This is a genomic window from Burkholderia arboris, assembly GCF_038723655.1.
Taxonomy (GTDB): Bacteria; Pseudomonadota; Gammaproteobacteria; order Burkholderiales; family Burkholderiaceae; genus Burkholderia; species Burkholderia arboris.
In genome coordinates this window covers 710,827-723,421 of the sequence record NZ_CP109821.1, presented here as the reverse complement: position 1 = coordinate 723,421, position 12,595 = coordinate 710,827, and the positions used below count along the sequence as shown (strand labels likewise).

The following is a 12,595-nucleotide window of genomic DNA, read 5'->3' as shown; positions in this document are numbered from 1 at the left end:
ACTGCACGGCGGCGTTCATGCGAGGTCGAAGCGGTCGAGGTTCATCACCTTGTTCCAGGCCGCGACGAAGTCGCGTGCGAACTTCTCTTTCGCATCCGCGCTGCCGTACACCTCGGCCAGCGCACGCAGTTGCGCATGCGAGCCGAAGATCAGGTCGACACGCGTACCCGTCCACTTGACCTTGCCCGTCGCGCGATCGCGCCCTTCGAACACGTCGTTCGCGGCCGACGCCGGCTTCCATTCCGTGCTCATGTCGAGCAGGTTCACGAAGAAGTCGTTCGTCAGCGCTTCCGGACGATCGGTGAACACGCCGTGCTTCGCGTCGCCCGCATTCGCGCCGAGCACGCGCAGACCGCCGACGAGCACCGTCATCTCCGGCGCGCTCAGCGTCAGCAGCTGGGCCTTGTCGACCAGCAGCGCCTCCGCCGGCGTCTTGTACGCGTGCTTCAGGAAGTTGCGGAAACCGTCGGCGAGCGGCTCGAGCACGGCCATTGCCTCGACGTCGGTCTCTTCCTGCGTTGCATCCGCGCGGCCCGGTGCGAACGGAACCGTCACCGCCACACCCGCGTTCTTCGCCGCCTGCTCGACGCCGGCCGCGCCGGCCAGCACGATCAGGTCGGCAAGCGACACCTTCTTGCCGCCCGTCTGCGCGTCGTTGAACGCCTTCTGCACGCCTTCGAGCGTCGCGAGCACCTTCGCGAGTTCAGCCGGACGGTTCACTTCCCAGTCCTTCTGCGGGGCGAGGCGAATGCGCGCACCGTTCGCGCCGCCGCGCTTGTCCGAACCGCGGAACGTCGCTGCCGACGCCCAGGCGGTCGACACGAGCTGCGACACCGACAGGCCCGCGGCCAGCACCTTCGCCTTCAGCGCCGCGGCGTCCGCGTCGTCGATCAGCTTGTGATCGACGGCCGGGATCGGGTCTTGCCACAGCAGGTGTTCCGCCGGCACTTCCGTACCGAGATAGCGGGCACGCGGCCCCATGTCGCGGTGCGTGAGCTTGAACCACGCGCGTGCGAACGCGTCGGCGAACTCGGCCGGATTCTCGTAGAAGCGGCGCGAGATCTTTTCGTAGGCCGGGTCGAAGCGCAGCGACAGGTCGGTCGTCAGCATCGTCGGGCGATGCTTCTTCGACGCGTCGAACGCATCCGGGATCACGTCGCCGGCGTCCTTCGCGACCCACTGGTGCGCGCCGGCCGGGCTCTTCGTCAGCTCCCACTCATAGCTGAACAGGTGCTTGAAGAAGTCGTTGCTCCACTGCGTCGGCGTCGACGTCCACGTGACTTCGAGGCCGCTCGTGATCGCATCCTTGCCCTTGCCCGTACCGAACGTGCTCTTCCAGCCGAGGCCCTGCTCTTCCAGGCCCGCGGCTTCCGGCTCGGCGCCGACGTTCGACGCCGGACCGGCGCCGTGCGTCTTGCCGAACGTGTGGCCGCCCGCGATCAGCGCAACCGTCTCTTCGTCGTTCATCGCCATCCGCGCGAACGTCTCGCGGATGTCGTGCGCGGCAGCGACCGGGTCGGGGTTGCCGTCCGGGCCTTCCGGGTTCACGTAGATGAGGCCCATCTGCACCGCGGCGAGCGGGCTTTCGAGGTCACGCTTGCCCGAGTAGCGGCTGTTCGGGCCGCCGCTCAGTTCCAGCCAGATCTTTTCCGAACCCCAGTACACGTCGTCCGGCTCCCACGTGTCGACGCGGCCGCCGGCGTAGCCGAAGGTCTTGAAGCCCATCGATTCGAGTGCGACGTTGCCGGTCAGGATCAGCAGGTCGGCCCACGAGATGTTGCGGCCGTACTTCTGCTTGATCGGCCACAGCAGCCGGCGTGCCTTGTCGAGGCTCACGTTGTCCGGCCAGCTGTTGAGCGGCGCGAAGCGCTGCTGCCCGCCGCCCGCGCCGCCGCGGCCGTCGGCCGTGCGGTAGGTGCCGGCGCTATGCCATGCCATCCGGATGAACAGGCCGCCGTAATGGCCGAAGTCGGCCGGCCACCAGTCCTGCGACGTCGTCATCAGCGCGTGCAGGTCCTGCTTCACCGCCGCGAGGTCCAGCTTCTTGAACGCCTCTGCGTAGTCGAAATCCTTGTCCATCGGATCGGACAGCGCCGAATGCCGATGCAGGATGTTCAGGTTCAGCTGATTCGGCCACCAGTCCTTGTTCGTCGTGCCGCTGCCTGCGGTGTGGTTGAACGGGCACTTCGTTTCGTTCGACATGCGTTTTCTCCTTGGCTTGCTCGTATGCCTCCACCGGTTCGCTCCGGCGGCATGCCGGGCGCGGTTCGTGGAGTGTCATTGCAGGGATGGGAAACAGAACAGGTAGATCCTCCTGTCGTACTACGGGATGTCGTGCGCGGCGTTCGGCACGCGTTCCCGCTGCGACGCGCCGCAGGCGGGGCGCTCGGGGAAGCGGCTGCCGGCCGTCGTCGTGCCGGCGATGCGTGGGGTGTTCCAGCTTTCGGACATGCAATGCTCCCTCATGGCGTGACGGCAGGGAAATCGGGGGCACACAGAACCGGCGCGCGGCGGCACTCATCCGCCATACACACGGTCCGCCAGGTACGCGAACGCAATCGGGCGCAGGCTGCGAACCGCGGCCCTGGCGCGATGTACGACCGCATTGCGCGACGGGATGTTCCGCTGCGCGTGCTGCAATACCGACCGCATCATGACATCCTCCTTTGACGCTTGCATCCAACGTGCGGATCGCGCGTCGGCGTGTCGCCAATCTCTGTAATGAATTCTATTTACATCTATCGATTATTTGAAATTGATAAATTTCATCTATGCAATAGCGAAAAATAAACGGGGTCGCAGGACCCCGTTCATCATGCTGCCACGCACGCATGGCGGGTGCGTCAGTTCATCGTGGCCGGCATGTCGAGCTTCGCGACGCCCGGCAGCTCGCACGCGGAAATCGCGTCGCTGATCGCGTCGATCGCAGGCATCCGCGTGAAGCTCTTGCGCCACACGAGCACCACGCGGCGGTCGGGCACCGGTTCGTTGAACGGCACGTACGACAGCAGCTCGGCATCGGGGCCGTTCGCGCGCGGGCCGACCTCGGTGACCGACATCCGCGGCAGCACGGTGATGCCGACACCGCTCGCGACCATGTGGCGAATGGTTTCGAGCGACGAGCCCTCGAAGGTCTTCTGGATGCCGTCGGCCGTCTGCGAGAAGCGCATCAGCTCCGGGCACACGCCGAGCACGTGATCGCGGAAGCAGTGACCGTTGCCGAGCAGCAGCATGGTTTCCTGCTTCAGGTCCTCGGCGTCGATTTCCTCGCGCTTCTCCCACGGATGGCCGGCCGGCAGCGCGACGACGAACGGCTCGTCGTACAGCGGCCGCACCATCAGGCCGGTTTCCGGGAACGGCAGCGCCATGATCGCGGCGTCGATCTCGCCCTGCTTCAGCAGTTCGAGCAGCTTCAGCGTGTAGTTCTCCTGCAGCATCAGCGGCATCTGCGGGACACGCTGGATCATTTGCTTGACAAGCGTCGGCAGCAGGTACGGCCCGATCGTGTAGATCACGCCGAGGCGGAACGGGCCGACCAGCGGATCCTTGCCCTGCTTCGCGATCTCCTTGATCGCGAAGGTCTGCTCGAGCACGCGCTGCGCCTGCGTGACGATCTGGTCGCCGATCGGCGTCACGCTCACTTCGCTCGCGCCACGCTCGAAAATCTGCACGTTGAGCTCGTCTTCGAGCTTCTTGATCGCCACCGACAGCGTCGGCTGGCTCACGAAGCAGGCTTCGGCCGCACGGCCGAAATGCCGTTCGCGTGCGACCGCGACGATGTATTTCAATTCAGTCAGCGTCATTGTGGGTCAATCAGAGATATACAGGCGATAGGTTTAATTTATACACCCTCTGGCACCGGTTCGCCAAGTTTCTCTGCATCGCGATGCGTCGATGGGTGGCATTTTGATCCGGCCCCAAGCCGGTAAATCAGGCCTTCAGGTACTGCTCCCGCGCGCCGAGCCAGCGTGCGAGATGCTGCGTGACGACCTCGGGATACGCGGCAATCAGCCGCGTCGCGGCGTCGCGGGCCGGGTCGATCAGCCAGCCGTCGGTCTCGAGGTTCGCGAAGCGCAGCATCGCCGCGCCCGACTGGCGTGCGCCGAGGAATTCGCCGGGGCCGCGGATTTCGAGGTCGCGCCGCGCGATTTCGAAACCGTCGGTCGTCTCGCGCATCGTCTTCAGCCGCTCGCGGCCGGTCAGCGACAGCGGCCCCGTGTACAGCAGCACGCACACCGACGCCGCGGTGCCGCGCCCGACGCGGCCGCGCAGCTGATGCAACTGCGCGAGGCCGAAACGCTCCGCATGCTCGATCACCATCAGCGACGCGTTCGGCACGTCGACGCCGACTTCGATCACGGTCGTCGCGACCAGCAGCTGCACGTCGTTGCGCGTGAACGCCTCCATCACGGCCGCCTTGTCGGTCGTCGACAGCCGGCCATGCACGAGCCCGACCTTCAGCTCGGGGAGTGCGGCGACCAGCGTCTCGTAGGTCTCGACGGCCGTCTGCAACTGCAAGGTCTCGCTCTCCTCGATCAGCGGGCACACCCAGTACACCTGACGCCCGGTCAGCGCGGCCTCGCGCACGCGGGCGATCACCTCCTCGCGCCGCGCATCGCCGACGAGGCGCGTCAGCACGGGCGTGCGGCCCGGCGGCAGCTCGTCGATCGTCGAGACCTCGAGATCCGCGTAATACGTCATCGCGAGCGTGCGCGGGATCGGCGTGGCCGACATCATCAGCTGGTGTGGCTGGAAGTCGCGCGCGCCGTTGGCCGCGTTCGCGGCCTTCGCGCGCAGCGCGAGACGCTGCTCGACGCCGAATCGGTGCTGTTCGTCGACGATCACGAGGCCGAGCCGCGCGAATTCGACCGTATCCTGGATGATCGCGTGCGTGCCGATCACGAGTTGCGCGGTGCCGAGCGCCGCCGCCTCGATCGCCGCGCGCTTCTCCTTCGCCTTCAGGCTGCCCGCGAGCCACGCGACCGTGACGCCGAGCGGCTCGAGCCACGCGCGCAGCTTGCGCGCGTGCTGTTCCGCGAGGATTTCGGTGGGCGCCATCAGCGCGGCCTGGTAGCCGGCGTCGATCGCCTGCGTGGCCGCCAGTGCCGCGACGACCGTCTTGCCGCTACCGACGTCGCCCTGCAGCAGGCGCTGCATCGGATGGGCGAGCGTGAGGTCGTGCGCGATCTCGTCGACGACGCGCGCCTGCGCGCCCGTCAGCGTGAACGGCAGCGCCGCATAGAGCCGCGTCGTCAGCGCCTCGGCATCGCTCGCGGTGCGGCGCGGCATCGCGGGCGCGGCGCGCGTGCGGCGCTCCTCGTGCGCCCGCTTGAGCGACAGCTGCTGCGCGAGCAGCTCCTCGAACTTGATGCGCGTCCACGCCGGATGCGAGCCGTCCATCAGCGCGGCTTCGTCGGAATCGACGCGCGGGTGGTGCAGGATGCGTACCGCCTGCTCGAGCGTCGGCACGTCGAGCGGCCGCAGGTAGTCGCGCTCGATCTCCGGCGGCAACAGCTCCGGCAGCGGCGTGCGCTCGACCGCGTTCTCGATCGCCTTGCGCAGATACGCCTGCGACACGCCGGCCGTGCTCGGGTAGACGGGCGTGAGCACCTGCGGCAGCGGCGCATCGGCTTCGACGACACGCACGGCCGGATGCACCATCTCCATCCCGAAGAAGCCGCCGCGCACGTCGCCGCGCACCCGCAGCCGCTGGCCGACGGCCATCTGCTTGACCTGCGACCCGTAGAAATTCAGGAAGCGCAGCACGAGATGCTCGCCGTCGTCGTCCTGGATCTTCACGACGAGCTGGCGGCGCGGCCGGAACGCGACCTCGTTGTCGAACACCACGCCTTCGGCCTGCGCGATGCCGCCCGGCAGCAGCTCGCCGATCGGCGTGAGCGTGGTTTCGTCCTCGTAGCGCATCGGCAGATGCAGCACGAGATCGATCGAACGCGTGAGGCCGAGCTTCGCGAGCTTGTCGACGGTCTTCACCGGCTTGTCGGCGGCCGCCTTCTTCTTGCGTTTCGCGCCCGCCGCGCCCGCATCGTCGCCCGCCGCGGCGCCTTCGGCATCGGGCGCGGCGGCGGCCGGCTGCGCGAGCCGCCCGTCGGCGCCGCGCTTCGGGCCGGCACGGCGCGCACCGGTGCCCGACGCGGGCGGTGCGGACGATGCGGTATCGTCCGCGTCGAACGGATCGGCGGAATCGGCTACGGCGGCGGGGGAACGGCGTGGTGACACAGGCATCGGATCGTCTGGGTGCTTCGCAAGGCAAGTACAATAGCGGCTTTCACGTCGTCCGAACGAACGACGCCGGCCAGGCCGCGCATCCCGCCATCATAGCGGCTCGCGCGCCCCAATTACGCGTTTCCGCCCTGCCGGCGACGCCCGCCGGCCGCTTCGAACCAGCCCGCATGTTCACGCTTTCCGATTTCGATTTCAATCTGCCGCCCGAGCTGATTGCACAAACCGCGCTGCCCGATCGCACCGCGAGCCGCCTGCTCGAGGTCGACCGCGGCGTCGAGCCCGCACGCCTCGTCGACCGTCATTTCACCGAGCTGCCGTCGTGCATCGCGCCCGGCGACCTGCTCGTCTTCAACGATACCAAGGTGCTGAAGGCGCGCTTCTTCGGCCAGAAGGCCAGCGGCGGCAAGATCGAGGTGCTGATCGAGCGCGTGACGGGCACGCACACGGCGCTCGCGCAAATCCGCGCGAGCAAGTCGCCGGGCGCCGGCACGACGCTGCGCCTCGCCGACGCATTCGACGTGACGGTCGGCGAGCGCGTCGAGCCGTTCTTCACGCTGCACTTCCCGGCGCCGTGCCTCGACCTGATCGAGCAGTTCGGCCGCCTGCCGCTGCCGCCGTATATCGAGCACGATCCCGACGCGACCGACGAAACGCGCTACCAGACCGTCTATGCGAGCAACCCGGGCGCGGTCGCCGCACCGACGGCCGGGCTGCACTTCGACCAGCCGCTGCTCGACCGGCTCGACGCGATGGGCGTCGAGCGCGCGACGCTGACGCTGCACGTCGGCGCCGGCACGTTCCAACCGGTGCGCGTCGACAACATCGCCGAGCACAAGATGCACAGCGAGTGGTACGACCTGCCACAGTCGCTGGTCGACCGGATCGCCGCAACCCGCGCACGCGGCGGCAACGTGATCGCGGTCGGCACGACGTCGATGCGCGCGCTCGAAGCCGCCGCGCGCTCGGCCGACGAAGCGGGCCGCCCGCTTGCGGCGACGCAGGCCGAGACCGACATCTTCATCACGCCCGGCTACCGGTTCCGCGTGGTCGACCGGCTCGTCACGAACTTCCACCTGCCGAAGTCGACGCTGCTGATGCTGGTGTCCGCGTTCGCGGGCGTCGAGACGATCCGCGCCGCCTACCGGCACGCGATCGACGAACGCTACCGTTTCTTCAGCTACGGCGACGCGATGCTGCTCACGCGGCGCGACACGCCGGAGGCGCCGCACGCGTAAGCGTCGCGCCGCCGCGCACCCGTTTTTTTCACCGCCGCCGGATACCCGGCGGCGTTTCCAACATGCGCCGAACTGTTCTTCGGTAGCAAGGAGAATGACGCGATGACCGAAGGTTCATCCCACGATACGCACGCGCCCGTGCAAGACCGCCCGGCGGGCGGGCTCGAATTCGAACTGCTGACGACCGACGGCCACGCGCGCCGCGGCCGCGTGAAGCTCAACCACGGCGTGGTCGAGACGCCGATCTTCATGCCGGTCGGCACGTACGGCACCGTGAAGGCGATCCAGCCGCGCGAGCTGCACGAGATCAAGGCCCAGATCATCCTCGGCAACACGTTCCACCTGTGGCTGCGCCCGGGCCTCGACACGATCGACGCGCACGGCGGCCTGCACGGCTTCATGGGCTGGAACAAGCCGATCCTGACCGACTCGGGCGGCTTCCAGGTGTTCTCGCTCGGCGATCTGCGCAAGATCACCGAGGACGGCGTCACGTTCGCGTCGCCGATCAACGGCGACAAGCTGTTCCTGTCGCCGGAAGTGTCGATGCAGATCCAGAAGGTGCTGAACTCCGACGTCGTGATGCAGTTCGACGAGTGCACGCCGTACGCGACCAACGGCGTGCCGACCACGCACAAGGAAGCGGCCGACTCGATGCGCATGTCGCTGCGCTGGGCGAAGCGCTCGCTCGACGAGTTCGACCGGCTCGGCAACCCGAACGCGCTGTTCGGGATCGTCCAGGGCGGGATGTTCGAGGACCTGCGCGACGAATCGCTCGCGGGCCTCGCGGAACTCGGCTTCCACGGCCTCGCGATCGGCGGGCTGTCGGTCGGCGAGCCGAAGGAAGACATGATGCGCGTGCTGCGGCACGTGGGCCCGAAGCTGCCGGCCAACAAGCCGCACTACCTGATGGGCGTCGGCACGCCGGAGGACCTGGTCGAGGGCGTCGCGAACGGCGTCGACATGTTCGACTGCGTGATGCCGACCCGCAACGCGCGCAACGGCTGGCTGTTCACGCGCTTCGGCGACGTGAAGATCCGCAACGCGACGCACAAGAACTCGCTGAAGCCGCTCGACGCGAGCTGCACGTGCTACACGTGCCAGAACTTCTCGCGCGGCTACCTGCATCACCTGCACCGCGTCGGCGAAATCCTCGGCGCGCAGCTCAACACGATCCACAACCTGCATTACTACCTGCAGCTGATGAGCGAGATCCGCGAGGCGATCGAAACGCACACGTTCGACGCGTTCCGCCAGCGCTTCGCGGAGGATCGTGCAAGAGGGGTCGACTGACCGGCCGGCGGGCCGCACCGCGCCCGGTCACATAGGCCGTGTACAAATTGACGCGTTCGAATCGCCAGGCGTGACCGCCAAATATTACAATTGCCTTTCCAAACAAGTCGCAACGGTATCGGTTCGCGCTTTAACAGCTTGATCCGAAAGCGCATTTGCCGATCCGTTTGCGCATGGGGCCGGTGGTAGAATAACCGGCTTATTTTTCGATCTTCCCCTACGGAGAGACCAACGTGCCGTTCATTTCCAATGCCTTCGCGCAAGGTGCCGGTGGCGCCGAATCGAGCCTGATGAGCTTCCTGCCGCTCATCCTGATGTTCGCGGTGCTCTACTTCATCATGATCCGTCCGCAGATGAAGCGCCAGAAGGAACACCGCAACATGCTGTCGGCCATGGCCAAGGGCGACGAAGTCGTCACGAGCGGCGGCCTCGTCGGCAAGGTGACGAAGGTTACCGAAGGCTACATCGGAGTCGAAATCGCCGAAGGCACTGAAATCACCGTGCAGAAGGCTGCGGTCACGACCATTCTGCCGAAGGGCACGATCAAGTCGCTGTAAGCCCTTCACCGAGCGTCCGGCTCCCCGCGCCGTGCCCGCCTGAGAGAGCGGGCCGCCGCGGCGCCGGACGCGACGCTTTCACGCCAACCACCCGTTCGGCCCCCTCATGAATCGTTATCCACTCTGGAAATATGTCGTGATGGTCGTGGCGCTCGCCATCGGCCTTCTGTACACATTGCCCAACTTCTTCGGCGAAGCGCCGGCGGTGCAGGTGTCGAGCGGCAAGGCCACGGTCAAGCTCGACTCGACCACGCTGACCCAGGTCGAATCGGCGCTCGCGTCCGCGCAGATCACGCCGGACGACGTCACCTTCGAGAACACGGCGACCAACGCGAACATCCGCGTGCGCCTGAAGGACACCGATACGCAGCTGCGCGTCAAGGACCTGCTGCAGAAGTCGCTGAATGCCGACCCGAACGATCCGCAGTACGTCGTCGCACTGAACCTGCAGAGCGCGTCGCCGCGCTGGCTGACGGCCCTGCACGCGCTGCCGATGTATCTCGGCCTCGACCTGCGCGGCGGGGTGCACTTCCTGCTCCAGGTCGACATGACGGGCGCGCTCACGAAGAAGCTCGACTCCGACGCTTCCGACGCGCGCTCGCTGCTGCGCGACAAGAACATCCGTGACGGCGGCGTGAGCCGCGTCGACCAGTCCGTGGTCGTCAACTTCAGCGATGCGCAAACGGCGGAAGACGCCCGCAAGGTGCTCGCCGCGTCGATCACCGAACTGCAGTGGGCGACCCAGCCCGGCGGCGGCGGCACGCAGGTCGTCGGCACGTTCACGCCGGCCGTGCAGAAATCCGTCGAGGACGCAGCGCTCAAGCAGAACCTGACGACGCTCCACAACCGCGTGAACGAACTCGGCGTGTCCGAGCCGATCCTGCAGCAGCAAGGCAGCGACCGCATCGTCGTCGAACTGCCGGGCGTGCAGGACACCGCGAAGGCGAAGGACATCATCGGCCGCACCGCGACGCTCGAGGCACGCCTCGCCGATCCGATCAACACGCACCCGAACCCGAACGACCCCGTTCCGCCGGGCGAGGAGCTGTTCACGCAGGGCATCCAGGCGCCCGTGCTGCTGAAGAAGGACGTGATCTTCACCGGTGACCGCATCATCGATGCATCGGCCGGCTTCGACGAACACCAGCGCCCGTCGGTCAACATCCGCCTCGACTCGGCCGGTGGCCGCGCGGTGCGCACGGTGTCGCGCGACAACATCGGCAAGCCGATGGCGATGGTGCTGTTCGAGAAGGGCAAGGGCGAAGTGCTGACGGTCGCGACGATCCAGTCCGAACTCGGCGACCGCTTCCAGATCACGGGCCAGCCGACGCCGCAGGCCGCGGCCGACCTCGCGCTGCTGCTGCGCGCCGGTTCGCTCGCCGCACCGATGGACATCATCGAGGAACGCACGATCGGCCCGAGCCTCGGCGCCGACAACATCAAGATGGGCGTCCACTCGGTGATCTGGGGCTTCTGCGCGATCGCCGTGTTCATGATCGCGTACTACATGCTGTTCGGCGTGGTCTCGGTGATCGGCCTGTCGGTGAACCTGCTGCTGCTCGTCGCCGTGCTGTCGCTGATGCAGGCGACGCTGACGCTGCCCGGTATCGCGGCAATCGCACTCGCGCTCGGTATGGCGATCGACTCGAACGTGCTGATCAACGAGCGCGTGCGTGAAGAACTGCGCGCCGGCCAGCCGCCGCAGCTCGCGATCCAGGCCGGCTACGCACATGCGTGGGCGACGATTCTCGACTCGAACGTCACGACGCTGATCGCCGGCCTCGCGCTGCTCGCGTTCGGCTCGGGCCCGGTTCGCGCGTTCGCGATCGTGCACTGCCTCGGTATCCTGACGTCGATGTTCTCCGCGGTGTTCTTCTCGCGCGGGATCGTCAACCTCTGGTACGGCGGCCGCAAGAAGCTGAAGTCGCTCGCGATCGGCCAGGTGTGGAAGCCGGAAGGCGCCGCCGCCACCGCGTCGTTCACCGACGCGGACGAATCGACCGACACCGCACGCGCCGCGAAGCTCGCCGCCCCGGCGAAGGGCAACGCGCCGCGCGCCGGCAAGCCGCAGCTGCGCAACCGCGCGCAGCAAGGCGTGTCGCCGAAGAAACCGGGCTCGACCCAATAAGGCCCCGGAGACGAGACCATGGAATTTTTCCGCATCCGTAAAGACATTCCGTTCATGCGGCACGCGCTGGTGTTCAACGTGATCTCGCTGGTCACGTTCCTCGCCGCCGTGTTCTTCCTGTTCCACCGCGGGCTGCACCTGTCCGTCGAATTCACCGGCGGTACGGTGATCGAGGTGCAGTACCAGCAGGCCGCGGAGCTTGAACCCGTGCGCGCAACGCTCGGCAAGCTCGGCTACGCCGACGCGCAGGTGCAGAACTTCGGCACGTCGCGCAACGTGCTGATCCGCCTGCAGCTGAAGGAAGGCCTCACGTCCGCGCAGCAGAGCGACCAGGTGATGGGCGCGCTGAAGGCCCAGAATCCGGACGTCACGCTGCAACGCGTCGAGTTCGTCGGCCCGCAGGTCGGCCGCGAGCTCGCGACCGACGGTCTGCTCGCACTCGCGTGCGTGGTGATCGGCATCGTGATCTACCTGTCGTTCCGCTTCGAATGGAAGTACGCCGTGGCGGGCATCATCGCCAACCTGCACGACGTCGTGATCATTCTCGGCTTCTTCGCGTTCTTCCAGTGGGAGTTCTCGCTGGCGGTGCTCGCGGCAATCCTCGCAGTGCTCGGCTACTCGGTCAACGAGTCGGTCGTCATCTTCGACCGGATCCGCGAAACGTTCCGCCGCGAACGCAAGATGAGCGTGCAGGAAGTGATCAACCACGCGATCACGACCACGATGTCGCGTACGATCATCACGCACACGTCGACGGAAATGATGGTGCTGTCGATGTTCTTCTTCGGCGGCCCGACGCTGCACTACTTCGCGCTCGCGCTGACGGTCGGCATCATGTTCGGCATCTACTCGTCGGTGTTCGTCGCGGGCTCGCTCGCGATGTGGCTCGGCATCAAGCGCGAAGACCTGATCAAGGACAAGAAGACCGCGCACGATCCGGACGATCCGAACGCAGGCGCGCAGGTTTAAGCGCCCCGCCGTTTCGGCATCGCAGAAAAGCCGGCCCATCGGGCCGGCTTTTTTTATGCGCAGGCCGCCGCGATGCGGCGCGCGGCGGAACCGACCTGCACCGTCGCAGGCGTCGGCTACAATCGTCACCGCCCTGCCCCGTTTGCCTGCCGGCCGCGCGCCGGCAGGCAGGC

9 protein-coding genes are annotated in these 12,595 nt (G+C 67.0%); 5 read left to right on the top strand and 4 right to left on the bottom strand.

Annotated elements, in window-relative coordinates; all coding sequences use genetic code 11:
* Positions 1-15: 15 nt before the first annotated feature.
* The 4 genes from katG to recG all read right to left on the bottom strand — a co-directional run bounded on the left by katG (position 16) and on the right by recG (position 6,243).
* On the bottom strand, positions 16-2,202 hold the full coding sequence (katG, locus tag OHZ10_RS03465; protein ID WP_342703623.1) for a catalase/peroxidase HPI: 2,187 nt from the start codon (positions 2,200-2,202) through the stop codon (positions 16-18).
* A 120-nt stretch (positions 2,203-2,322) separates the two neighbouring features.
* Positions 2,323-2,451 carry a hypothetical protein gene (locus tag OHZ10_RS03460; RefSeq protein WP_256085575.1) on the bottom strand — a complete coding sequence of 43 codons (129 nt, stop codon included), beginning with the start codon at positions 2,449-2,451 and terminating at the stop codon, positions 2,323-2,325.
* Positions 2,452-2,843: 392 nt separating this feature from the next.
* On the bottom strand, positions 2,844-3,803 hold the full coding sequence (locus OHZ10_RS03455; RefSeq protein ID WP_059236042.1) for a hydrogen peroxide-inducible genes activator: 960 nt from the start codon (positions 3,801-3,803) through the stop codon (positions 2,844-2,846).
* 127 nt (positions 3,804-3,930) lie between these two features.
* Positions 3,931-6,243 (bottom strand): ATP-dependent DNA helicase RecG, encoded by a 2,313-nt coding sequence (recG, locus tag OHZ10_RS03450; RefSeq protein ID WP_059236044.1) that lies wholly within the window; start codon positions 6,241-6,243, stop codon positions 3,931-3,933.
* A gap of 167 nt (positions 6,244-6,410) precedes the next feature.
* Between recG and queA the strand changes: the two genes are divergently transcribed.
* From queA to secF, 5 genes are all read left to right on the top strand, one after another.
* The gene (queA, locus tag OHZ10_RS03445; RefSeq protein WP_059236046.1) at positions 6,411-7,478 is read left to right on the top strand and encodes a tRNA preQ1(34) S-adenosylmethionine ribosyltransferase-isomerase QueA; all 1,068 of its coding nucleotides are present in this window, start codon (positions 6,411-6,413) and stop codon (positions 7,476-7,478) included.
* Between the two features lie 102 nt (positions 7,479-7,580).
* Entirely contained in the window at positions 7,581-8,768 is a 1,188-nt protein-coding gene (gene tgt, locus OHZ10_RS03440) for a tRNA guanosine(34) transglycosylase Tgt (protein WP_059236048.1), read from the top strand.
* 233 nt (positions 8,769-9,001) lie between these two features.
* A complete protein-coding gene (gene yajC, locus OHZ10_RS03435) occupies positions 9,002-9,325 on the top strand; it encodes a preprotein translocase subunit YajC (RefSeq protein WP_048250795.1) in 324 nt (107 codons plus the stop codon).
* 106 nt (positions 9,326-9,431) lie between these two features.
* A complete protein-coding gene (gene secD / locus OHZ10_RS03430; protein ID WP_059236050.1) occupies positions 9,432-11,453 on the top strand; it encodes a protein translocase subunit SecD in 2,022 nt (673 codons plus the stop codon).
* An 18-nt stretch (positions 11,454-11,471) separates the two neighbouring features.
* Complete coding sequence (gene secF / locus OHZ10_RS03425) at positions 11,472-12,422, top strand: protein translocase subunit SecF (RefSeq protein ID WP_059236052.1); 951 nt, start codon at positions 11,472-11,474, stop codon at positions 12,420-12,422.
* The last annotated feature ends 173 nt before the right edge of the window (positions 12,423-12,595 follow it).